Raw genomic sequence first — 23,196 nt, forward strand, 5'->3', positions numbered from 1 at the left:
GGCCGGTGCCTGCCATGGCAGGCCTTTCCCCTCCCATTTCCATGATTCAGTGGTCCAGCGCCCCGGACTCCATCCCAGCCCCGACATGTCCCGTCCCCTGCAAGGCATCACCGTCGTCTCCCTCGAGCAAGCCATCGCGGCTCCCTTCTGCACCCGGCAACTGGCCGACCTCGGTGCGCGCGTGATCAAGATCGAACGCCCCGGCGGCGGTGATTTCGCCCGCGCCTACGATACGCGCGTGCGGGGCCAGTCCTCGCACTTCGTCTGGACCAACCGTTCCAAGGAAAGCCTGACGCTCGACCTCAAGCACGAGGCGGCCGGCGCGCTGCTGCGCAAGCTGCTGGCCGGGGCCGACGTGCTGGTGCAGAACCTGGCCCCCGGCGCCGCCGCGCGGCTGGGCCTGGACTACGCCAGCCTGAGCGGCGACTTTCCCCGCCTGATCGTCTGCGATATCTCCGGCTACGGCGCCGACGGTCCCTATCGCGACAAGAAGGCCTACGACCTGCTGGTGCAGAGCGAGTCGGGCTTCGTCTCGGTCACCGGCACGCCGGAAGAAGGCGTCAAGGCCGGCGCCTCGGTGGCCGACATCGCCGCCGGGATGTATGCCTACAGCAATATCCTGGCCGCGCTGCTCGAACGCGGCCAGACCGGACGGGGCAAGCGCATCGACATTTCCATGCTGGAAGCAACGGTGGAATGGATGGGCTTCCCGCTCTACTACGCCTTCGACGGCGCCGCGCCGCCGCCCCGCGCCGGGGCCGCGCACGCCACCATCTATCCATACGGCCCCTTCCCCACCGGCGACGGCAAGACGGTGATGGTGGGCCTGCAGAACGAACGGGAATGGGCCGCGTTCTGCGCCACGGTGCTGCAGGATCCTGACCTGGCCAGCCATCCGGACTACGCCGACAACAGCCGGCGCAGCGCCAACCGCGACACGCTGCGCGCACGCATCGTCGCCGTGTTCTCCGCGCTCGATGCCGACCAGGTCATCGCCCGCCTGGAGGCGGCCCGCATCGCCAACGCCCGCGTCAACACCATGGCCGACGTCTGGGCCCACCCCCAGCTCGCCGCGCGCGGGCGCTGGCGCGAGGTCGAGACGCCGGCCGGCGCCGTGCCGGCACTGCTGCCGCCGGGAGCCACGGAGGCGCGCATGGATCCCGTGCCCGCCGTGGGCCAGCAGACCGACGCCATCCTCGCCGAACTGGGCTGCACGCCCGAGGACATCCGCGCCCTGCATGCCGCGGGCGCGCTGTGAGGAGTGCCGCGATGTCCCGACCTGCCCTGCCGCTCAGCTACCTGTTCGTGCCGGCCGACCGCCCCGAGCGTATCGGCAAGGCGCTCGCCAGTGGCGCCCATGCCGTGATCGTCGACTTCGAGGATGCGGTCGCGCCGGCCGCCAAGGACGATGCCCGCACGGCCTTGTCCGCCGCCTGGCCGGCCCTGCGCACGCAGGCGGCCGCGGCGGGCGTGCCGCTGCTGGTGCGCGTCAACGGCGCCGACACGTGCTGGCACCGTTCCGACCTGGCGTGGTGCGCGCAGGGTGGCGCCGATGGCATCGTGCTGCCCAAGGCCGAGCCAGAGGCCGCGCGCGCCCTGCGCGCGGCCCTGCCTGACTGTGCCTGCCTGCCGCTGCTGGAAACGGCCGCCGGCTTCGCGCGCCTGCGCGAACTCGCCGCCCTGCCCGGCGTGGCCCGCCTGCTGTTCGGCAGCATCGACCTGATGCTGGACCTCGACATCGGCGATGCCGGCGCCCCGCTCGACTACTTCCGCAGCCGCCTGGTAGCGCATGCGCGCGCCGCCGGCCTGCCGGCGCCGGTGGATGGCGTCTGCACCGCGCTGGGCGACGCCGCCGCGCTGGCGGCCGAAACCACCCGCGCGCGCGCCTTCGGCTTCGGTGCCAAGCTGCTGATCCACCCGGCCCAGGTGGCGGGCGTGCATGCCGGCCTGGCACCGGATGCCGAGCAAGCCGCGTGGGCCCGCCGCGTGCTCGACGCGGCCGAGCGGGCCGGCGGCGCGGCCATCGCCGTGGACGGAAAGATGGTCGACCGGCCCGTGCTGGAACGGGCCCGGCGCATCGTGTCGCGCCTGGCGCCGGCGCGACCGGGCGGGAACGGAGATCCGCGCTAGCACTTGCCGGCGCGTGGCCGGCCCTGGCGCGACGGCCTGTGAGGCGGCGCGCGGAGCGGCATGCAGGCCAACCTGCAGGCCGACTTGCAGGCCGGGCTACAGGCCGGCCGACTGGAACCGCCGCGGCGCCGAGCAGGCCCGATAGGCAATGTCGGCGATGTCGCCCAGGTCCTCGGCCGGCCGCCACTCGGACGGCTGGTCGCGCGACATCGCGGCGATCTCGCCGTACATGGCGTCCGGCGCATCGCTGCGCTGGTAGCCCCGGTACTTGACCACGCGGTAGCGCGCGAAACCGCCGGCGCAGTCCAGTTCGATACGCGACAGCGAGCCATGCAGGCGCTCGCCATGGAAGCGGCTGGCATCGCCCTGGTAGACCACGGCGAGATCCAGCGTCGGACGGCCCTGGCCGTCCTGGCGGCGGAAGTAGTAGGACTTCGTGCCACCGGTGTGGGACATCTCCTTCAGCAGCAGCCACTCGCCATCGCCATCCCAGCGCTGCGCCGCGGCATCGCCTCGCCACAGGCCGAAGTGGCGGCCCACGCCGAGCGCGACCACCAGCACGACGGCCAGCGTCAGCAGCTTGCTGGCGCGCGAGCCCTGGTCCGGCGCCGGCAGCCGCGCCGCGGCCGCCACCGGAAGCGGGGCAGGCACCGGAGCGGGTACCGGTGCAGGCACGGCAGCGGCGATCGACATGCCGAACGGGGCAGGACCGGGAGCCGGAACAGGAAAGGGAACGGGGGCCATCGCCAGTCCGCCGCCGCGGACGTAGCCACGGCCATGGCCGCGGATCCAGCCCCAGAACGAGCCGCCGGCGAAGCCTAGCACCATGCAGGTACCGACCGTGATGCCGGTGGCAACCAGCGCGTCGACGCCCGACTGCTGGTACAGCGGCGTGGCGGGCGCGGAAACCAGCCCCGCCGTCACGCCGAATGTCATCCACGCCTGCGCCGTGCGCAGGACCGAGGCCTCGGTGCTGCGCGGATAAATCAGGTGCGAGACGAAATAGGCAACGATGGCATGCACGATGACGGGCAGCATGGACTGGATCTCCTTCTTCTCAGTCGAGCCTGGCGAAGACTCCGGAAGCGCACTGCTGGATACCAGACCACCTTGTCGTGCGCATCAAGGCACCGGGAATCCGGTTGCGGGTCATAACGTGATCTTATAAGCGCAACAAAGTGCGGTTTCAACCGCCAACTCGGGGGGGATGCCCGAGCCGCAACAAGTGCTCGATGAGATGCTTGGCGCCGGTTCGCTCCCCTCTCCGGTCTGAACACGCATGCGGGGAGAGGGAGCCACGACACCATGCTTGGCCAACGGCGTCGGCGTCGCTGCCGGCTCCGTCCAGCGCGTCTGCGTCCATCCGTTGGCTAGGCCGTGCGTTGCCGCACCAGATCGGAGCGGCCGTGGTTCACCAGCGCGATCGAGGCCGCGGCGATCACCGCCGGCACGGCGATGACAAGGAAGTTGTGGGCCAGCGGCAGGGACAGTCCGATGATGGCGCCGATCAGGATCGGCGCCAGGATCGCCCCGGCTCGCCCCACGCCCAGCATCAGGCCCAGCCCGGTGCCGCGGCAGGCCAGCGGATAGAACTGTCCGCAATAGGCACAGGACAGCGTCTGCGTGCCAATGGTGCAGGCGCCGGCCACGCCGACCAGCACGAACAGGACCCAGGTCGGCATGCCGTGGCCCAGCAGCGCGATCGACACCGCCGCCAGCAGGAACATCGGCACCAGCACGCCCTTGATGTGCAGGCGGTCGGCCAGCCAGCCGCCGCCGATGGCGCCGGCCGTGGCGCCGAGGTTCAGCACCAGCACGAAGGCCAGGGCCGATCCCAGGCTGTAGCCGGCCGAGGCCATCAGCTTGACCAGCCAGGCATTGAGCGCGTACACCATGAACAGGGACATGAAGCAGGTCACCCAGAACATCACGGTGCTGAAGCCTCGCCCCTCGGCGAACAGGGTGCGCAGCGGCGCCTCCTGCGGCTTGTCCTGGCTCGCCACCACGAAGACGTCGTCCGCCTGCGGCGCGTACTGCGGCGCCAGGCGCGCGAGGATGGCCTGCAGTTCGCCGGTGCGGCCGCGCTTGTGCAGGAAGGCCATCGACTCGGGCATCTGCCGCCAGATCCATGGCAGCAGCACAGCCGGCGCCGCCGCCGCGAGGAACACGCCCTGCCAGCCGTAGGATTCGATCAGGCCGCGCCCCACCAGCGCCGCCACGATGCCACCCACCGAGTAGCCGGAGAACATCACCGTGATCAGCGTGCTGCGCATGCGCCGCGGCGCGTACTCGGACATCTGCGCGATCACGTTCGGCATGACCCCGCCCATGCCCAGCCCGGCGAGGAAGCGCATCACGCTGAAGGCCACCGGCTCGTGCATCATGCCGGCCGCCGCCGTGCACAGGCTGAACAGCGCGATGCACAGCACGATCACCGCGCGCCGCCCGATGCGGTCGGCGAGCGCGCCGAAGACGATATTGCCGAACATCATGCCGAACAGCGCCGAGCTGACCATGAAGCCGGCCTGGGTCGCGTCCACGCCCATCTCCTTCATGATCGCCGGCAGCGCGATGCCTGCCACGGCGAGGTCGTAGCCGTCGAAGACGATGGCCAGTGCGCACCAGACGAGCACGGTGGCGTGGAAGCGGTTGAAGCTGGCGTCGTCCGCCAGTCGGTTGGCATCGATCTGCCGCATGGTGGTCTCCTCCTTGCCGCGCGCGCCGGCCTCCGGCTCTGTGCGCCCGCCGCGGGTTCTGCTGCTTGATGGTAGATGGCAGGTGACTGGCCGCCGTCGGCCTTCACGCTGCCGGCGCGGCCGCATCCAGCCCGAAGAAGGCGCGTGCGTTTTCGCCCAGGATGCCGCGCCGCTGCGCGGCGTCCAGGCAGGGCGCGCGGCGCACCAGGGCCCCGACCTCCTGCTCGCCGAGCGGGAAGGGATAGTCCGAGCCCAGCATCACGCGCTCGGCCCCCATCACGTCGACCAGCAGGCGCAGCGCGCCTTCGTCGAACACGATGCTGTCCACGTGCAGGCGCCGCGCATACTCCGACGGTGGCCGCGGGCAGTCCTTGCGCACGATGTCGCGGTGCTTCCACGCGTTGTCGGCACGCCCGAGCTGGAAGGCGAAACTGCCGCCGCCATGGGCGAAGCAGATGCGCAGCGACGCGGGAATCCGCTCCAGCGCGCCCGACAGGATCAGCGACAGCATGCCGAGCTGCGTCTCCGCGGCCATCGCCACCAGCCAGGGCAGCATCCAGCGCTTCATGCGCTGCCCGCCGCCCATCATGTCCCAAGGGTGGACCAGCACCGGGATGCCGTGCTCGGCGCAGTAGACGAGAAAGTCGACCAGGTCCGGATGGTCGAGGTCTTTGTCTCCCACGTGATTGCCGATCTGCACGCCGACACAACCCGCGGCGAGCGCGCGCGAGGCTTCCGCGCAGGCCAGCCGCGTATCCTGCAGCGGCACTTGCGCCAGCGCCTTGAGCCTGTGGGGATGGCGCGCGCAGAAGCCGATCGCCTTGTCGTTCATGCGCGCCGCCCAGTCGGCGGTGCGGGCGGCCTCCCAGGCATAGCCGAACATCACCGGCGTGGCGCACACCAGCTGCATGTCGATGCCCTGCGCATCGAGCTCGGCGACACGGAAGTCGGCGTCCCACAGCGCCCGGTAAACCGGGCGGAAGGGCGCATCCGCGATCATGATCTGTCCGGCCTCGCCACCGGCATCGACGGCCAGCCAGGGCGCGCGCTGCGCATCGACCGCGCTGGCCTCCGCGCGGCTGATGGGGGGCAGGAAATGGGAGTGGATGTCGATCATGGCAAGGCGGGAAAGTGCTTGGCCAGGGTGCGGTGCCAGGCCTGGAAATCGCGCCCGGGATGGATCTCGCCGCAGCCGGGGCAGCGGCGCGCGTGCTCCGGGCTCGCGTAGAAGGATTCGTACAAGGGCGGCAGGTCGGCGACGATGCTGCGCAGCGTCACCTCATGCCGCTGCACCGCCGTGCCGCAGGCCGCGCAGCTCCACTGGAAGGCGTCGTTCTCGCCGGCCGGGCGCTGGCGCTCGACCACCAGGCAGCGGCTGCCCGCTTCCGGGCGCTGGGGCGAATGCAGGGTATGCGGCGGCAGCAGGAACATGTCGCCCTCGCGCAGGTCGACGCGCTCGTAGCGGCCGCGCTCCCACAGCAACAGGTAGGCATTGCCCTGGAACTGATAGAACAGTTCCTCGACCGGGTCATCGTGGAAATCGCTGCGCTCGTTCGGCCCGCCGACCACGGTGACCATGAAGTCGCTGTCCTGCCAGATCTGCTGGTTGCCGACCGGCGGCTTGAGCTGTTGCGCGTGTTCGTCGAGCCAGCGCCGGAAGTTGAGCGGCCGGCCGTATTTCAAGGGAAACATGTCAGTCCTCCTGCGTGGCCAGCGGCTTGTAGGCGGTGGCCTTGATCTCAATCAGCAAGTGCGGGTGCGGCAACTGGTGCACCGCCACGGTGGTGCGGGTGGGACCGTCGTAGTCGAAGTACTCGGCCCAGGCCTCGTTGAAGCCGCCGAAGTCGTTCATGCTGACGAGAAAGACCTGGGTTTCGACCAGGTCCGACAGGCCCGCGCCCGCGCTGGCCAGGATGTCGCGGATATTGTCGAGCACGGCGCGTGTCTGTGCGCGGATATCGAGCGTGGTGACGCCCATCTCGTCGGCCTGCGCGCCGGCGAAGCTGTGGTCCGGGCGGCGTGAACTGGTGCCCGAGACGAAGAGGAAGTCGCCGGCCCGCTTGCAGTGCGGGAAGCGGCCGCGCGGCCGCGCCTTGCCGGCGACCAGGTGCGCTTCTGAGGTCATGGCTGGAGTCTCCTGTTGTCGTGGATGCCTGTACGGCCGCGCCGCGCTCAATGCCCGCCCGGCTGCGTGGTGAAGGCCACGCAGCCCAGCGCGCTGTCGCCGCAGCCGATGCTGCAGCTCACGTGCAGACCCGGCCGCAACGCCTCGGCCGCGGTGGCAGCGCCGGCCATGATCAGCGAGCCGGCAGGAAGGCTGGCTTGCGCCGCGTGCAGCAGGCGCGCGGCCTGCACCACCGAGCGCAGCGGGTGGCCGAGGATAGCGCCGGTCGAGCCGACCTGCACGTCGCGGCCGTCGAACTGCATGCGCACGCCATGGTTGCCGAGGCCGTCGAAGCGGCGCGACCAGGCGCCCACCACCAGGCCGGCGGAGGAGCAGTTGTCCGCCACCACGTCCTCGAGACTGAAGCGGAAATCGCGGTAGCGCGAGTCGATGATCTCCATCGCCGGCGCCACCGCTTCGAGATAGTCGGCGGCTTCCAGCGCGGTCAGCGGCGCGTCGATGGTGCGGCGCGTGACAAAGCAGACTTCGGGCTCGACGCGCGGGTGGATGTAGCGCCCGAGATCGACCGGACCGCCATCCTCTTCGATCATGGCGTCGGTCAGGTAGCCCCAGATCAGGCTGTCCACGCCCATCTGCACCATCTTTGCGCGGCTGGTGAAGCCGAGCTTGATGCCCTTGAGGCGCTCGCCCCGTTCGAAGCGGCGGGCGATCGAGGCGTGCTGGATGGCGTAGGCCGTGGGCAGGTCGAAGCTGCCCGGCGCGAACTGGGGAATGGCTTGCGCCTGGCTGGCGGCCGCATCGAGTGCGAGCGCGGCGTCGGCGAGGATCTGGCTCATGTCGGTTCCTGTGCAGGGGTTTCGTGGTGCGGCGGATCGCGCGGCTTCAGTCGCGCCCGCCGAAGACGGCCCGCACCGAGCCCAGCCCTTCGATGCGCGCCTGGAACACATCGCCGGGCGCGGCCGCCACCATCGGCCCCAGCGCCCCCGTCAGCAGCACGTCGCCGGCGCGCAGCGGCGCGCCCAGCCGGGCCATGGTGTCGGCCAGCCATACCGCCGCGTTGAGCGGATTGCCCAGGCAGGCCGCGCCCACGCCGCTCGAGACCGGCTCGCCGCGGCGCTCCATCACCATGCCGCAGTCGACCAGGTCGAGCCGGTCCAGCGTGACCGGCCGCGTACCCAGCACGAACAGGCCGGAAGAGGCGTTGTCGGCCACGGTGTCGGCCAGCCGGATGTCCCAGTCGGCGATGCGGCTGCCCACCACTTCCAGCGCAGGCAGCGCGTAGGCCGTGGCGGAAATCACGTCGGCCACCGTATGCGACAGGTGCGGCAGGTCGCGCTGCAGCACCAGCGCGATCTCGGCCTCGACCTTGGGCTGCAGGGTGCGCGACCAGGCGATCTCCTCGCCATCGCCGGCCGCCATGGTGGCGAACAGCGCGCCGAAGTCGGGCGCATCGACGCCGAGCTGGCGCTGCACCGCCTTCGAAGTCAGGCCGATCTTGCGGCCGACCAGGCGCTCGCCACCGGCCAGGCGGCGCTCGCTCAGCACTTGCTGCACCTGGTAGGCCATCGTCAGCACGTCGCCGCCAGGTCCGGCCGCGGCGGCCAGTTCTTCGCGCACGGGCGGGGTGGGCTGGCGCAGTTCGGCAGCGCGCCAAAGACGCTGCGCCACCTGCTGGACGACTTCATCGATCATGGCTTCCCTCGGCATCATGAGCGCTCCGCTGTGGAGCAGGCAAAGGTGAACTCGATCTCCACCGCGGCGCCCAGCGGCAGCGCGGCGACACCGAGCGTGGTACGGGCCGGCAGCGGCCGGCCGGCGAAGACCGACTCCCAGGCGTGGTTGAATTCGGCGAAGGTGGAGAAATCGCTGAGGTAGGCGCGCGCCAGGCACAGGGCATCGAGATCGAGGCCATAGTCCGGCAGCGCCAGTTGCAGGTTGTCGAAGATGCGCCGGGTCTGCGCGGCCACGCCGCCGTCGACCAGGCGGCCGCTGTCTGGGTCCAGCGCCACCATGCCGGCCACGTAGGCGGTGGCGCCGTGGCGCACGCACGGCGAATAGGCGAACTTCGGCGCGGCCACGCGCGTCGAGAGGATTCTCTGCAGCATGGCGCCTCAGATCTTGATGCTGACGTTGGTGGTCTCGGAGTAGAAGTCCAGCGAGTAGCGGCCTCCCTCGCGCCCCATGCCCGACAGCTTGCTGCCACCGAACGGTGTGCGCAGGTCGCGCGAGAACCAGGTATTGACCCAGGCGATGCCCACGTGCAGGCGCGCCGTCACGCGGTGCGCGCGCGACAGGTTGGTGGTCCACACGCTGCTCGCCAGGCCATAGGCGCTGTCGTTGGCGCGGCGGATCGCCTCGTCCTCGCTGTCGAACGGCGCCAGGTGGCAGACCGGGCCGAACACTTCCTCGCGCATGCAGCGCGCGTCGTCCGCCAGGCCGGTCCAGATGGTCGGCAGCACGAAGGCGCCGTCGTCGCGCGCGTCGCCGAACTGCGGCACACGGCCGCCGGTGACGACAGTGGCGCCCTCCTGCACGGCGAGATCGAAATAGGACAGCACCTTGTCGCGGTGGCCGTGCGAGATCAAGGAGCCCATGAAGACCCCGGGCTGGTCGGGCCAGCCCACCTGCAGCGCCTCGGTGCGCGCCTTGAGCGCGGCGACGAAGCGCTCGAAGAGGGGACGCTCGACGTAGACGCGCTCCGTGCACAGGCACACCTGGCCGGCGTTGGTGAAGCTGGAGCGCACGATGCCCTCCACGGCGGCGTCGAAATCGGCGTCGGCGAACACGATGGCGGCGTTCTTGCCACCCAGCTCGAACGACACCTCCTTCACGCCGTCGGCGACCGCCTTCATGATGGCGGCACCGGTGCGCGACTCGCCGGTGAACGTCACCGCGTCGACACCCCCATGCGTGGTCAGCGCCTCGCCGGCCGAGCCGGGGCCGAAGCCATGGACCACGTTGAACACGCCGGCCGGCGCGCCGGCCTCGTGGAACGCCTCGGCCACCAGCGTGGCGGTCGACGGCGTCTCCTCGGACGGCTTGCAGACGATGGCATTGCCGCAGATCAGCGCCGGCGCCGCCTTCCAGGTCAGCGACAGGATCGGCAGGTTCCACGGCGAGATGCTGGCGACCACGCCGAGCGGCTTGCGCTTGGTGTAGTTGATCAGTTCGGTGCCGTCGCCCAGCCGGGTCTCGAAGAAGTCGGTATGGGCCAGCTTGCCGAGGTCGGCGAAGGTGCGGAAGTTGTGGATGCCGCGGTAGATATCGAGCTGGCGCGCCTGGCCGAGCGGGCGGCCGGTATCGGCCACCTCGGCGGCAAGGAAGTCCTCGAAGCGGCGCTCGATGATGTCGGCCACGCGATGCAGCAGGCGCGCGCGCTCCTCGACATGGGAGCGGCCCCAGGGCCCTGCCATGGCCGCGCGCGCGCTGCGCACGGCGCGGTCGACCAGCGCGGCGTCGGCCTCGTGCACCTGGGCCAGCTCATGGCCATCCACCGGGCACAGGTTGCTGAAGGTCCGCCCGGTTTCGACGAACTCGCCGCCCACATAGTTGCGCGTCGGCCGCAGCGACGCCGGTAGATTGAATCGCGACAAGATGGTCTCCTCCGATGGCGCCGTCCACGATGGCCGCGCCGGCCTCGCGCGGCCGGGGGCTCCGGCTGACGGGCACGGAAGGATTCTAGGGAGCGGGCCGCGCGCCGGATAATGAAATCCTCGCGCGTTCGTATAAGGAGCAGGAATACCAGCGCTGCGGCGCGCCGGCACGACCCGGCTACGGCTCGGCGGCCTCGCGCAGCGCCTGCAGCAGGCGCTCGGCCGCCGGCGACGGCTCGCGCCCCTTGCACAGGGTATAGCCGATGGTGCCGAAGACGCTGCCATGGCCCAGCGGCAGCACGCTCAGCAAGCCACCCTGGACGAACTGCCGGGCCACCGAGAACGGCATCACCCCGATCATCTCGGACTGGATCAGCAGACCGAGATTGGTCAGGATCGAAACCGACTCGATCACCCGCACCGGCCGCTTCATGCCCAACGCCTCGAAGAAGCGCAATGCCGCCGGCATCGCGTCGGACTCCGGTGTCGGCAGGATCCAGTCGTAGTGCTCGAGCTGCGCCAGCGCCGGCGCCACCTCGCTGGCGAGCGGATGGTGGCGCCCCACCACCGCACACAGCTTCTCCTCGAAGAGCGGCACGTGCTCCAGCGCCGGATCGCCCGGCTGCGCCGGCAGCAGGCCCACCATCACGTCCAGCTCGCCGCGCACCAGCGCCTCGAACATGGCCTCGTTGCCGCCCACGCGCACCTCCACCACCACATCCGGCGCCAGCGCGCGCAGCCGCACCAGCGCCTTGGGCAGCAGGCGCGCCGAGGCCACCAGCAGCGAACCGACGATGACCTGCCCCGATACCCCGGCCTTCCAGGCATTGAGGTCGTCGGCCAGCAGGCGCACCCCCGCCAGCAGCGAACGGCAGTGCCCGTGCATCATGCGGCCGAAATCGGTCAGTTCCACGCCGCGCCGGGTGCGCACGAACAGCGCCTGCTCCATGTGTTCTTCCAGTTCCTGCACCGCCTTGGTCAGCGCCGGCTGGGTCATATGCAGCTCGCGCGACGCCGCCAGCAGCGAGCCGGTGGCGACCACGGTGTCGAAGATGGCGAGTTGCTGCAGGCGCAGGCGGCGGGCCAGCGAGAGTTTGGAGAAGGACATGGGAGCTCGCAGGGATCGGGCGCGGCGCGGCTTCAGCGGCCGCCGGCGCCGCAGATATTACCGCAAGGCACGCCGGCGGCCTGCCCGCCGTGCCCGCCGATGCTGGCAACGGCCACGCGCCACCCTCCGCTTCCGGCGGGTATCAAGCACACGCCCGCAGATGCGGTAATGGCTTGTTTTCATTGGATTTCCGCGGCTCCTGCCGCAGCCTGCACGGTGCCACGGCACAAGTTTCCCTTGACCATTGCGATTCCCCGGCTATGATTGCAAACGTTTGCAGCAAACGTTTGCAAGGAGCAGTGATGGAGACAGCAGTTCACGACAAGACATCCCGCGCCGACGAAGCGCTCGCGCTGATCGAGGACGAGTTTTCGGTGACGCCCATCGTCGAGGCCGCCATGGCAGGCACGTCCGACCCGCGCCTGCGCTTCGTGATGGCGTCGCTGGTGCGGCACCTGCACGACTTCCTGCGCGAGGTCCGGCCCACCGACGAGGAGTTCGAGCGGGGCCTGGAATTCGTCGCCGCGCTCGGCCATGCCACCCATGCCACCAATAACGAAGTGGTGCTGGCGGCGGACGTGCTGGGGCTGTCGACCCTGGTCACGGTGATGAACAACAGCACCCGCGACGGCCGCACGCCCGGCGCGCTGCTGGGACCGTTCTACCGCGCCAACGCGCCGGCCTACGACTGCGGCGACTGCGTGGTGCAGGACGATGCGCCCGGCCTGCCGCTGTTCGTCAGCGGCACGGTGCGCGCCACCGACGGCACGCCGCTGGCCGGTGCCCTGGTGGAGGTCTGGCAGGCATCGCCGGTGGGCCTGTACGACAACCAGGACCCGTCGCAGCCCGACCGCAACCTGCGCGGGCGCTTCCACACCGATGCCCACGGCCGCTACCACTTCCGCACCGTGCGCCCGGCCGGCTATCCGGTACCGACCGGCGGCCCGGTGGGCACGCTGCTGGCGGCGCAGCAGCGCCATCCGTACCGCCCCGCCCACATCCACTTCATCGTCGCCGCGCCGGGCTACCGCACCCTGGTCACCCAGGTCTTCGCCGACGAGGCGCCGGCGCTGGAAGGCGATGTGACCTTCGGCGTGCACCGCCAGCTGGTGGGCCGGCTCGACCATGTGGAGCAGGGCCGCAGCCCCTGGGGCGAGCTGCCCGCGCCCTACGACACGCTGGACTTCGACTTCGCGCTCGAACCCGGCACGCCGACCTTCCCCAAGCCGCCGATCGACTGAACGGCCGCTGCACGCTTGCCATCCCTTCCCATCCACCCTGTCATCGCGCACCACACCATGAGCCTCTCTCCTCTTTCCGGCAAGGTCGCCGTCATCCTCGGCGGCACCGGCGGCATCGGCTTCGCCGCCGGCGACGCGCTGGCCCGCCTCGGCGCCAGCATCGTGCTGGCCGGGCGCAACCACGACGGCGCGGCCAGCGCGGCGGCGGCGCTGCCGGCCGGCAACCACCTGGCCGCCAGCGCCGAGATCCGCGACAGCGCCTCGCTGCGCGAACTGGCCGCCTCGGTCCTGCACCACTACGGCCGCATCGACATCCTGGTCAATGCCGCCGGCTTCACGCGCGCCGTCCCGCATGCCGACCTGGACGCCCTCGACGACGACCTGATCGACGAACTGTTCGCGGTCAACTGGCGCGGCCAGTTCGCCGCCATCCGCGCCTTCGCGCCGCACCTGCGCGCCGGCGGCGACGGACTGGTCGTCAACGTGGGCTCGATCGCCGGCCGCAACGGCCAGGGCAGCAACGTGGCCTACTGCGCCGCCAAGGCCGGGCTCGACGCCATGGCCATGTCGCTGGGCCGGGCGCTGGCACCGGAGATCCGCGTGCTCAACGTCTCGCCCGGCGTGGTCGACACCGATTTCGTGCCGGGCCGCGACGCCGCCTTCAACGAACGCGCGGCCAGGACCACGCCGCTCAAGCGCATCGGCCGCGCCCAGGACGTGGCCGAGGCCATCGCCGCCTGCGCCACCACGCTGCGCTTCGCCACCGGCACCACCCTGGTGGTCGACGGCGGCCGCCTGCTCGGCTGAACGCCCCCCCGCCCCCCGGACATCACGCACCCACGCCCCATGCATGCACGCAAAACCCTGATCACCTGCGCCGTGACCGGCAACATCGTCACGCCCGAGCAGCACCCCGGCCTGCCGGTCACGCCGGCACAGATCGCCGACGCGGCGCTGGAAGCCGCCGAGGCCGGCGCCGCCGCCGCGCACATCCACGTGCGCGACCCCGAGACCGGCCGGCCCTCGATGTCGCTCGACTACTACGCCGACGTCATCGACCGCATCCGCCGCCGCCACCGCACACTCATCATCAACCTCACCACCGGCCCCGGCGGACGCTTCGTGCCGAGCGAGGACGAGCCGCGCGTGGCCGCGCCCGGCACCACGCTGCTGCACCCGGCCAAGCGTGTCGAGCACATCGCGGCGCTGCGCCCCGACGTCTGCTCGCTCGACCTGAACACCATGAACTCGGGCGGCGACGTCGTCATCAACACCCCGGCCAACGTCCGCAAGATGGCCAAGGTGATCCGCGCAGCCGGCGTGATGCCCGAGCTGGAGATCTTCGATTCCGGCGACCTCAACCTGGCGCTGGACCTGCAGCGCGAAGGGGTGCTCGACGGCCCCGGCCTGTGGACCTTCGTGCTGGGCGTCAAGTACGGCTTCGCCGCCACGCCGGAGACCGTCTTCTACGCGCGCAACATGCTGCCGCCGGGCGCCCACTGGTCCGCCTTCGGCATCGGCCGCGCCGAGTTCCCGATGGTGGCCCAGGCCTGGCTCGCCGGCGGCCATGTACGGGTCGGGCTGGAAGACAACCTCTACCTCGAGAAAGGCGTGCTGGCACCCGACAACGCGGCCTTGGTGGCCAAGGCGCGCGGCATCGTCGAATCGCTCGGCGGCGAGATCGCCTCGCCCGCCGAAGCCCGCCGCACCCTCGGCCTGCGCGACGCCTGAAGCGCGCCGCACGCACGCATACGGCACCCACACCCCAAACCCAAGTCCGACAGGAAAGCCCGTGAACACCATCCAAGTCAGCCGCAAGGCTTCCGATATCGACTCCCTGCAGCTCGACCTGCTCGACCTGCCCCGCCCGGCCGCCCAGCACAGCCAGTGCGTGATCGAAGTGGCCAGCGCCGGCGTCAACCCGAGCGACGTCAAGGCCACGCTCGGCCTGATGCCGCACGCGGTGTGGCCGCGCACGCCCGGACGCGACTTCGCCGGCACCGTGGTCGAGGGTCCCGCCGCGCTGCTCGGCCGCGCGGTCTGGGGCAGCGGCGGCGAGCTCGGCATCCGCCGCGACGGCAGCCATGCGCGCTACCTGCGCCTGCCGGTGGAGTCGGTGCGCGAGAAGCCGTCGACGCTCTCGCTGCTGGAGGCCGGCGCCGTCGGCGTGCCCTTCATCACCGCGTACGAGGGGCTGCGCCGTGCCGGCATGCCGGGCGCGGGCAGCACCGTGCTGGTCTGCGGCGGCAATGGCAAGGTCGGCCAGGCAGCGGTCCAGATCGCCACCGCGCTGGGCGCGCGCGTGTTCGCCGTCGAGCGCACCGCCGAGGCCTATCGCGGCCATGCCAGCGGGCCGGTGCGGATGATCGACGCCAGCCGCGAGCGCATCGCCGAAGTGGTGCGCGACGAGACCGGCGGCCATGGCGCCGACATCGTCTACAACACAGTCGGCAGCCCCTACTTCGAGCAGGCCAACCAGGCCATGGCGATCGGTGCCGCCCAGGTCTTCATCTCCACCATCGAGCGCGCGGTGCCGTTCGACATCTTCGCCTTCTACCGCGGCCAGCACACCTATGCCGGCGTCGACACGCTGGCGCTGGACAGCGCCGCCGGCGCCTGCATCCTCGACCAGCTGGCGCCGATGTTCGCCAGCGGGGCGTTGCGTCCCTTCCCGGTGCTGCAGGACTACACCTTCGCGCTCGGGCAGGCCAAGGACGCCTATCGCGCGGTGCTGCAGGGCGCGCCCGAACGCGTGGTGCTCAAGCCATGAACGTCACCCGCTTCGCCGAAGCACCGGCCTACTTCCCGCCGCACCACACCGGCATGCACTGCCTGCGCCTGCAGGGGCACGAGGCGGGCCGCTCCGACGCCCTGTGGATGGGCGTGTCGGTGCTGCTGCCGGGCGGGCACACCGCCCTGGACGCCTCTCCCCTGGAGAAGCACTACGTCGTGCTGGAGGGCGAGGTGCGCCTGCGCACGCCGGACGAGACCGTCACGCTGCATCAGTACGACTCGGTGCGGCTGGCGCCGGGCGAGGCACGCGAAGTCTCGAACCCGTGCAACCGGCCCGCCCTGCTGCTGCTGGCCATGCCCTATCCGTGAGGCGGCCGGAGCCCGGCGCAGACCGGGCCCGGCCCTCGCCGGCGCGTCCGCCACCGCGGACGCGCCGCGCCCCACCCCACCAAGGAGACAAGAGATGCTGCAATACCTGTTCCCCAGGCTGCGCGCCGCCGGCACCGCCCTGACCGCGACCCTGACCCTGGCCGCGGCCACGACCGCGCTGCTGGCGCCGGCCCCCGCCGCGCGCGCACAGGGCACCTACCCCAACAAACCCATCCGGCTGGTGGTACCGTTCTCGGCCGGCAGCGCCACCGACATCCTGGCCCGCATCCTCAGCAGCAAGATCGGCGAGGGCGGCGGCTACACCGTCATCGTCGAGAACCGGCCCGGCGCCGGCGGCACGCTGGGCGCCGCCATCGTCGCCAAGTCGGCCCCCGACGGCTACACGCTGGCGCTGGTGTCGATCGGCCACGCCATCAATGCCACGCTTTACCCGCGCCTGTCCTACGACACCTTGAAGGACTTCGCCCCGGTATCGATGGTGGCGACGGTGCCCAATGTCCTGGTCGTGAACGCCACCGGCCCCTACCACTCGGTACGCGACATCCTGGCCGCGGCCAAGGCCAGGCCCGGCACGCTCAACTTCGACTCGGCCGGCTCCGGCAGCTCGACCCACCTGAGCGGCGAGCTGTTCAAGCTGCAGGCCGGCATCGACATCCTCCACATTCCCTACAAGGGCACCGGCGAGGCGCTGACCGACATCATGGCCGGCCGCGCGGACTTCATGTTCGCGCCCACCGTCTCGGCCATGCCCTTCGTGCGCCAGGGCAAACTGCGGGCGCTGGCGGTGGCCACCGCCCAGCGCGCCGCCACCCTGCCGGACCTGCCCACCGTGGCCGAGGCCGGCCTGCCCGGCTACGCCTTCGACTCCTGGTTCGGCGTGCTGGCGCCGGCAGGCACGCCCAAGGAGATCGTCGATGCGCTCAATGCGCAGATCGCCAAGGCCCTGGTGGCGCCGGACGTGCGCGAGCGGCTCGCGGCCCAGGGCGCCGAGGCCAGGGGCTCGACCCCGCAGGCCTTCGCCGCCACCCTGCGCAGCGAAGTCGCCCGGCTGGCGCCGGTGGTACGGCAGGCCGGCATCCGCGGCGGGCAGTAAGGCACGGTCAGGCACAGGAGGGGGCTGGCGGCGGGCGGAAAGCGGCCCCCGCGCGTGGCGGCGGCCCGGTGCTGGCTTAGAATGGCGGATCCGCCAACCCGCGCCGCCGCCGCACCGCATCCCCCATCCCGCCGCCATGCCCGAGCGCAAACGCCTGACCCTCAAAGACCTGGCCGCCGAGATCAACGTCCATTACTCGACGGTTTCGCGCGTGATGAATCCGGCCACCCGGCACCTGGTGGCCGACGACGTCGCGGCGCGCATCCTGGAGGTGGCCGAGGCGCGCGGCTTCCGTCCCAACCGGATCGCGGCGGGACTGCGCACGCAGCGCTCCGGCCTGGTGGGCGTGGTGCTGCCCGACATCGCCAACCCGGTGTTCCCGCCCATCCTGGCCGGCATCGAAGCCGTGCTGGCCCAGCAGGGCTATGTGCCGATCGTGGTCAACGCCGGCCTCGACAAGGTGCGCCAGCGCTTCGTCATCGACCAGCTGGTCGGACGCCAGGTCGAGGGCCTGCTGCTGGCCACGGCCGAACGGGAAGACCCGATCCTCGACTACTGCCTCAAGCAGCGCATCCCCGCCGTGATGATCAACCGCGGCGAGGACGCGGGGCGCGCTTCCTGCGTGGTCAGCGACAACCTGCTGGCGATGCGCCTCACGGTGGACCACCTGGTGGCGCTGGGCCACCGCCGCATCGGCCACATCGCCGGGCCGGCCGCGCTCTCCACCGGCTACCAGCGCCGCGAGGGCTTCCTGCAGGCGGTGCGCCGGCATCGCCTGCGCCGCGAGGCGTGGCAGGTGGTGGAAGCCGACAGCTACTCGCGCGAGGCCGGCCGCCAGGCCTGCGCGCGCCTGTTCGCGGACTTTCCCGGCATGACCGCCATCGCCGCCGGCAACGACCTGATCGCCATGGGCTGCTACGACTACCTGCGCGAGCACGGGCTGTGCTGCCCCGCCGACATCTCGGTGGTCGGGCACAACGACATGCCCTTCGTCGACGCGCTGACGCCGCCGCTGACCACCGTGCGCATTCCCGTGCACCAGATGGGCGAAGACGCCGCGCGCCTGCTGCTGCAGCAGATCGGCGCGCCGGCATCGCCGCCCGTCACCGTCGAGCTGGTACCCGAACTGATCGTGCGCGGATCGACCGCGCCGCCGCCCGCGCCGCACTGAACGGCGCGCGCCCTACACCGCCGCCACGATCAGGTCCCGCAGCCACCGGTGGGCCGCGTCGCGGTGCACGCGCTCCGGCCACAACATCGAGATCTCGAAGCCCGGCACCTCCACCGGCGGCTCCACCACCCGCAGCGCCGGCACGCCGCGCACCAGCCGCTCCGGCACCATGGCGACCAGGTCGCTGCCGGCCAGCGCCGACAGCAGGAAGAGGAAATGCGGCACCGACAGCGCCACGCGGCGCGTCAGGCCGCGCGCCGCCAGCGCCTCGTCGGTGACACCGCGAAAGCCGCCGCCGTCCTGCGACACGATCACGTGGTCGAGCGCGCAGAACTGCGCCAGCGTGGGCCGGCGCCGCAGGCGCGGATGGCCGGCGCGCCCGGCCAGCACATAGCGCTCGCTGAACAGCGCGCGCCGGTGCAGGGCGGGCGGCGCGCCCTCGGTGGTGTGGAAGGCGAGGTCGATCTCACCCTGCTCCGCCTGACGCGCCACCTTGGCCGGCACCAGTTCCAGCACAGCGAGCCGGGTCCCGGGCGCCTCCACGCGCAGGCGCGCCAGCACCGGCAGCACCAGGGTGGACTCCATGTAGTCGGTGGCGGCCAGGCGCCAGGTGTGGCCGGCCTGGGCCGGATCGAAGGGGCTGTCCGCCGCCACCGCGCGCTCCAGCGCGGCCAGCGCCTCGCGCAGCGGCTCGCGCAGGAACTCGGCGCGCGCGGTCGGCCGCATGCCGCGTGGGCCCGGCAACAGCAGCGGGTCGTCGAAGAGCTCGCGCAGCTTGGCCAGGTGCACGCTGACCGAGGGCTGCGAAAAGTGCAGCCGCTGCGCCGCGCGCGTCACGTTGTGCTCGGACAGCAACACGTCCAGCGTCACCAGCAGGTTCAGATCGAGCCGCCTGAGATTATTCATGGAAATACCTGGAATATTGGAAATTCATTTCCAATATACCTGGGGGCGGCGCATGCTGCGGCTATCGCGACTCTCCGCTCCCGCAACGGCAGCCCACCATGAACGTACTGATCGTCTACGCCCACCCCGAACCCCGCTCCCTGAACGGCTCGCTCAAGGACTTCGCCGTGCGCCGCCTCGAAGCGGCCGGGCACACGGTGCAGGTCTCCGACCTCTATGCCATGCGCTGGAAGGCCACGCTCGATGCCGCCGACAGCCTCGACGGCGCGGCCGGCCCGCGCTTCGACCCCTCGCTCGACTCCAAGCGTGCCTTCGAGAACGGCCGGCAGAGCGAAGACATCGCCCGCGAGCAGGACAAGCTGCGCTGGGCCGATGCGGTGATCCTGCAGTTCCCGCTGTGGTGGTTCTCGATGCCGGCCATCCTCAAGGGCTGGGTCGAACGCGTCTACGCCTATGGCTTCGCCTACGGCGTCGGCGAGCACTCAGACACGCACTGGGGCAACCGCTACGGCGAAGGCACGCTGGCCGGCAAGCGCGCCATGCTGATGGTCACCACCGGCGCCTGGGACTCGCACTTCGGCCCGCGCGGCATCAACGGCCCGCTCGACGACGTGCTGTTCCCGATCCAGCACGGCGTGCTGTTCTACCCCGGCTTCGACGTGCTGCCGCCCTTCGTCATCCACCGCAGCAGCCGCGTCGACGCGGCCGGCTTCGATGCCGCCAGCGCGGCGCTGGGCGAACGGCTCGACACCCTGTTCGAGACGCAGCCGATTCCCTTCCGGCGGCAGAATGGCGGGGACTACGAGATTCCGGCGCTGACCCTGCGCGAGGAGATCGCGCCGGGGCGCAGCGGCTTCGGCGTGCACCTGGCGTAGTGGGCGGCGGGGCGAGGGACGGCGGCGGAGCCAGGCGGCGACGTTGCCGGTGTTGCCGCGCAACGGACCCGACCGGACCCGACCGGTCCCGACATGACCGCGGCGAGACATTGCGTCCGATGGGCCACGAAAGGCCGCCGCAGCGCCCACCGATCGTCAAGTAGAATGTGCCGGCGATCGGCAATCGGCAATCGGCATTCGGCAATCGGTTCAGCGGCACCCGCTCACTGCTCTGCACGCCGGCCTGGCATCGCGTCCCCATTGAACGGCAAGGAACATGGAGCTACGCCACCTGCGCTATTTCGTTGCGGTCGCCGAAGAGCGCAGCTTCACCCGCGCGGCGCAACGCCTGCATATCGCCCAGCCACCGTTGAGCCGGCAGATCCAGCAGCTCGAGCAGTTGCTCGGCGCACAGCTGTTCGAGCGCAATTCGCGCCCGCTGAAGCTGACCGAGACCGGGCGCTTCTTCTACCAGCACGCGGCGCAGCTGCTGGCGCAGATGGACGAACTCGAATCGATGGCGCGCCGTGTCGGCAAGATCGAGCGGAGCCTGTCGGTCGGGTTCGTCGGTTCGACCCTCTACGGCATGCTGCCGAAGATCATCCGCCGCTACCGCCAGCTGCATGCCGAGGTCGAGTTGAGCCTGCACGAGATGTCGACGATGGACCAGATCGCGGCGCTCAAGGAGGGCCGCATCGATGTCGGCTTCGGGCGCATCCGCCTGGACGATCCGGGCATCCGCCGCGTGGTGCTGCGCGAGGAGCGCATGATCGTGGCGCTGCCGCTCGGCCATCCGCTGTGCGAGGCGAAGGCGGCACTATCGCTGCGCGACCTGCTCAAGGAGACCCTGATCATCTTTCCGAAGTCCCCGCGCCCGAGCTATGCGGACCAGGTGCTGGCCGCCTTTCACGACCGCGCGCTCAAGCCCTCGCGCGTGCTGGAGACCCGTGAACTGCAGATCGCGCTCGGGCTGGTCGCCGCCGGCGAAGGTGTATCGATCGTGCCGAAGAGCGTGTACGGCCTGAAACGCGACGACATTGCCTACAAGGACCTCGACGACGACAAGCTGGTGTCGCCGATCATCATGAGCATGCGCATGCTCGACGAATCCGAGGACATCGAACGCATGCTGCGCCTGATCTACGATCTCTACGACGAAGGCGCGATGGAGTACCAGGCGCCCGGCGACCGCGCCGGCAAGCCGCCGCAAGCGTAGGCGGGGCGGGGCCGGCCGCAGCGGCGCGAGCGCGCCTGCAGTGCCACCGCGGCGGCGACTTCGCCGTTGTGGCGGAGCGCGCGGCCAAAGCCGCACGCCCGCCGTTCAGCCGGTGTCGCCGCCCGCGACTGGCAGCACGCTGCCGGTGATGTAGCTGGCCTCGTCGGAAGCAAGGAACAGGATGGGCGCGACCTGCTCGTCGAGGCTGCCGTAGCGCTTGAGGAAGGTCGACCCGATCACCTGCTGCACGGCCTCGTTCATCCACGCTTTTTCCTGCTCGCTGTCGCCGGCGGCATTGCGCGGGATCCGCCGCGGCGGCGCCTGGGTGCCGCCCGGCGCGGTCGCGACGACGCGGATATTGTGTTCCGCGTACTCCATCGCCAGCGCCTGTGTGAGCGCGTTGACGCCACCTTTCGCGGCCGAGTACGGCACGCGCCGGATCCCGCGCGTGGCGTTCGACGAGATGTTGACGATGGTCCCGCCGCCGCCCTGAAGCAGGTACGGCAGCACTGCGTGGCAGCTGTACAGCGTCGGCATCAGCGAGCGGCGCACCTCCGCGTCGATCTGCGCCGGCTCGAACTCGGCGAACGGGCGCATGCGGATCGCACCGCCGACGCCATTGATCAGGATGTCGATGCCGCCGAAGCGCTGCCCGGCGAATGCCATCGCGGCCCGCGCGCCTTCATAGGTTTCGAGGTCGGCCACAAATCCAGCCGTGCGCCCGCCGACGGCCTCGGCCGCCACGTCGGCTACGAACTCGGCGCGATCGACGAACAGCACCGAGGCGCCCTCGGCGGCGGCGCGCAGCGCGACACCGCGGCCGATGCCCTGGGCCGCTCCGGTGACCACCATGGTCTTGCCTGAAAAGCGCTGCATGATCAGGCCGCCTTGGAAGACACGCCGGGTGCCGCGTTGGGCGTGAACTTCTCGTAGTGGAAGCTGTTCGGCTTCACGCCGTTGTCGTCGAAGTGCTTGCGCACCGCATCGACCATCGGCGGCGGCCCGCACAGGTAGACGTCGACATCGCCGTCGTTCAGTGCGTCGGCCGGGATATGCTGCGTGACCCAGCCCTTGCGCGGGTGGCGGGAGGCTTCCTCGGCGACCACCGTCGCGTAGCTGAAGTTCGGCAGCCTGGCGACGAACGCGTCGATCGCACCGACCTGCACGAGATCGAGATCCCGCGTCACGCCATAGATCAGGTGGACCTTCTGCTGCGAACCGGCGCGCGCCAGCACTTCCAGCATCGACAGGAAGGGCGCGAGGCCGGTGCCGCCGGCAAGGAACAGCAGCGGCCGGCGCACGTCGCGCAGGTAGAAGCTGCCGAGCGGCCCGTGCAGATCGAGCTTTTGGCCCGGCTGCGCGGCTTCCAGCCACGTGCTCATCACGCCGCCGGGGATCTTCTTGATCAGGAAGCTGACCTTCGCTTCGCCCGGCGCCGACGAGAAGGAGTACGAACGGTGCTGGCCGCTCCCCGGCACGTCGATGTTGACGTACTGCCCCGGCAGGAACTCGGGCGCGCCCGCGTCCATGTCGAGCTCGAGCACGATCGCCGCATCGTGGTGCGGCTCGACCTTCGACACCGTCGCGCTGAAGCGGCCGTGCGCGGTCTTGCATGCGGTCGATGAGGTCGGCACAGCGATCACGCAATCGCTGTGCGGCACCATCTGGCACGTCAGCACCAGGCCGTCGTGCTTCTCATCCTCGCTCAGCGCGTCGTCGATGTAGTCATCGCCAAGGTCATAGCTGCCGCTTTCGGCACGGCACTTGCAAGTGCCGCACACACCGTCGGAGCAATCCATCGGCAGGTTGATACGGGCGCGGAAGGCGGCATCGAGCACCTTCTCGCCGGCCTTGCATTCGATGAAGCGGGTAACGCCGTCCTCGAAGTTCAATGCAATGTTGTAGCTGGACATGGAAGC

24 protein-coding genes are annotated in these 23,196 nt (G+C 70.7%); 11 read left to right on the forward strand and 13 right to left on the reverse strand.

Annotated features, from left to right (window positions below):
• Positions 1-85: 85 nt before the first annotated feature.
• A complete protein-coding gene (locus tag BKK80_RS32960; RefSeq protein ID WP_071039025.1) occupies positions 86-1,258 on the forward strand; it encodes a CaiB/BaiF CoA transferase family protein in 1,173 nt (390 codons plus the stop codon).
• A gap of 11 nt (positions 1,259-1,269) precedes the next feature.
• A complete protein-coding gene (locus BKK80_RS32965; RefSeq protein ID WP_071072877.1) occupies positions 1,270-2,130 on the forward strand; it encodes an HpcH/HpaI aldolase/citrate lyase family protein in 861 nt (286 codons plus the stop codon).
• 96 nt (positions 2,131-2,226) lie between these two features.
• Here the strand turns inward: BKK80_RS32965 and BKK80_RS32970 are convergent, their stop codons facing one another.
• From BKK80_RS32970 to BKK80_RS33015, 10 genes are all read right to left on the reverse strand, one after another.
• On the reverse strand, positions 2,227-3,168 hold the full coding sequence (locus BKK80_RS32970; RefSeq protein WP_071018096.1) for a hypothetical protein: 942 nt from the start codon (positions 3,166-3,168) through the stop codon (positions 2,227-2,229).
• Positions 3,169-3,500: 332 nt separating this feature from the next.
• Positions 3,501-4,826 carry an MFS transporter gene (locus tag BKK80_RS32975; RefSeq protein WP_071072879.1) on the reverse strand — a complete coding sequence of 442 codons (1,326 nt, stop codon included), beginning with the start codon at positions 4,824-4,826 and terminating at the stop codon, positions 3,501-3,503.
• Positions 4,827-4,929: 103 nt separating this feature from the next.
• The gene (locus tag BKK80_RS32980) at positions 4,930-5,943 is read right to left on the reverse strand and encodes an amidohydrolase family protein (RefSeq protein ID WP_071072882.1); all 1,014 of its coding nucleotides are present in this window, start codon (positions 5,941-5,943) and stop codon (positions 4,930-4,932) included.
• Complete coding sequence (gene nbaC / locus BKK80_RS32985; RefSeq protein ID WP_071072884.1) at positions 5,940-6,518, reverse strand: 3-hydroxyanthranilate 3,4-dioxygenase; 579 nt, start codon at positions 6,516-6,518, stop codon at positions 5,940-5,942. Before nbaC ends, BKK80_RS32980 begins: the two co-directional genes overlap by 4 nt.
• 1 nt (position 6,519) lies before the next feature.
• Entirely contained in the window at positions 6,520-6,951 is a 432-nt protein-coding gene (locus BKK80_RS32990) for a RidA family protein (protein ID WP_071072886.1), read from the reverse strand.
• Between the two features lie 47 nt (positions 6,952-6,998).
• Entirely contained in the window at positions 6,999-7,787 is a 789-nt protein-coding gene (locus BKK80_RS32995) for a 2-keto-4-pentenoate hydratase (RefSeq protein ID WP_071072888.1), read from the reverse strand.
• 46 nt (positions 7,788-7,833) lie between these two features.
• Positions 7,834-8,643 (reverse strand): 2-keto-4-pentenoate hydratase, encoded by an 810-nt coding sequence (locus BKK80_RS33000; RefSeq protein ID WP_071073510.1) that lies wholly within the window; start codon positions 8,641-8,643, stop codon positions 7,834-7,836.
• 14 nt (positions 8,644-8,657) lie between these two features.
• Positions 8,658-9,056, reverse strand: coding sequence for a RidA family protein (locus BKK80_RS33005; RefSeq protein WP_071072890.1), 399 nt, complete (start codon positions 9,054-9,056; stop codon positions 8,658-8,660).
• A 6-nt stretch (positions 9,057-9,062) separates the two neighbouring features.
• Positions 9,063-10,544, reverse strand: a complete 1,482-nt coding sequence (locus BKK80_RS33010; protein WP_232346435.1) for a 2-hydroxymuconic semialdehyde dehydrogenase — start codon at positions 10,542-10,544, stop codon at positions 9,063-9,065.
• 178 nt (positions 10,545-10,722) lie between these two features.
• Positions 10,723-11,652: a LysR substrate-binding domain-containing protein gene (locus tag BKK80_RS33015; protein ID WP_071018083.1), complete on the reverse strand. Its 930-nt coding sequence runs from the start codon at positions 11,650-11,652 to the stop codon at positions 10,723-10,725.
• A gap of 302 nt (positions 11,653-11,954) precedes the next feature.
• Here BKK80_RS33015 and BKK80_RS33020 point away from each other — a divergent pair, with 302 nt between their 5' ends.
• The 7 genes from BKK80_RS33020 (at position 11,955) to BKK80_RS33050 (ending at position 18,280) form a co-directional block, all read left to right on the forward strand.
• Positions 11,955-12,893: a dioxygenase family protein gene (locus BKK80_RS33020; RefSeq protein ID WP_071018081.1), complete on the forward strand. Its 939-nt coding sequence runs from the start codon at positions 11,955-11,957 to the stop codon at positions 12,891-12,893.
• Positions 12,894-12,950: 57 nt separating this feature from the next.
• On the forward strand, positions 12,951-13,700 hold the full coding sequence (locus BKK80_RS33025) for an SDR family NAD(P)-dependent oxidoreductase (protein WP_071072892.1): 750 nt from the start codon (positions 12,951-12,953) through the stop codon (positions 13,698-13,700).
• Positions 13,701-13,739: 39 nt separating this feature from the next.
• Entirely contained in the window at positions 13,740-14,624 is an 885-nt protein-coding gene (locus tag BKK80_RS33030; RefSeq protein WP_071018078.1) for a beta-keto acid cleavage family enzyme, read from the forward strand.
• Positions 14,625-14,685: 61 nt separating this feature from the next.
• A complete protein-coding gene (locus tag BKK80_RS33035; RefSeq protein WP_071072894.1) occupies positions 14,686-15,663 on the forward strand; it encodes a quinone oxidoreductase family protein in 978 nt (325 codons plus the stop codon).
• Positions 15,660-15,995: a cupin domain-containing protein gene (locus BKK80_RS33040; protein ID WP_071018076.1), complete on the forward strand. Its 336-nt coding sequence runs from the start codon at positions 15,660-15,662 to the stop codon at positions 15,993-15,995. Before BKK80_RS33035 ends, BKK80_RS33040 begins: the two co-directional genes overlap by 4 nt.
• A gap of 94 nt (positions 15,996-16,089) precedes the next feature.
• Positions 16,090-17,109, forward strand: a complete 1,020-nt coding sequence (locus BKK80_RS33045; RefSeq protein WP_071072897.1) for a tripartite tricarboxylate transporter substrate binding protein — start codon at positions 16,090-16,092, stop codon at positions 17,107-17,109.
• 136 nt (positions 17,110-17,245) lie between these two features.
• Positions 17,246-18,280, forward strand: a complete 1,035-nt coding sequence (locus BKK80_RS33050) for a LacI family DNA-binding transcriptional regulator (protein WP_071018075.1) — start codon at positions 17,246-17,248, stop codon at positions 18,278-18,280.
• A gap of 12 nt (positions 18,281-18,292) precedes the next feature.
• Here BKK80_RS33050 and BKK80_RS33055 read toward each other — a convergent pair whose 3' ends face one another.
• Positions 18,293-19,186 carry a LysR family transcriptional regulator gene (locus BKK80_RS33055; protein WP_071072899.1) on the reverse strand — a complete coding sequence of 298 codons (894 nt, stop codon included), beginning with the start codon at positions 19,184-19,186 and terminating at the stop codon, positions 18,293-18,295.
• A gap of 98 nt (positions 19,187-19,284) precedes the next feature.
• Here BKK80_RS33055 and BKK80_RS33060 point away from each other — a divergent pair, with 98 nt between their 5' ends.
• On the forward strand, positions 19,285-20,061 hold the full coding sequence (locus BKK80_RS33060; RefSeq protein ID WP_071039050.1) for an NAD(P)H-dependent oxidoreductase: 777 nt from the start codon (positions 19,285-19,287) through the stop codon (positions 20,059-20,061).
• 277 nt (positions 20,062-20,338) lie between these two features.
• Positions 20,339-21,277, forward strand: coding sequence for a LysR family transcriptional regulator (locus BKK80_RS33065; protein WP_071018067.1), 939 nt, complete (start codon positions 20,339-20,341; stop codon positions 21,275-21,277).
• Between the two features lie 105 nt (positions 21,278-21,382).
• Here the strand turns inward: BKK80_RS33065 and benD are convergent, their stop codons facing one another.
• Both benD and benC read right to left on the reverse strand, forming a co-directional pair.
• Positions 21,383-22,153, reverse strand: coding sequence for a benzoate diol dehydrogenase BenD (gene benD, locus BKK80_RS33070; protein WP_071072901.1), 771 nt, complete (start codon positions 22,151-22,153; stop codon positions 21,383-21,385).
• 2 nt (positions 22,154-22,155) lie between these two features.
• Positions 22,156-23,190, reverse strand: a complete 1,035-nt coding sequence (benC, locus tag BKK80_RS33075; RefSeq protein ID WP_071039054.1) for a benzoate 1,2-dioxygenase electron transfer component BenC — start codon at positions 23,188-23,190, stop codon at positions 22,156-22,158.
• Between the last annotated feature and the right edge of the window lie 6 nt (positions 23,191-23,196).

Source organism: Cupriavidus malaysiensis, assembly GCF_001854325.1.
In the GTDB taxonomy this organism is placed as follows: domain Bacteria; phylum Pseudomonadota; class Gammaproteobacteria; order Burkholderiales; family Burkholderiaceae; genus Cupriavidus; species Cupriavidus malaysiensis.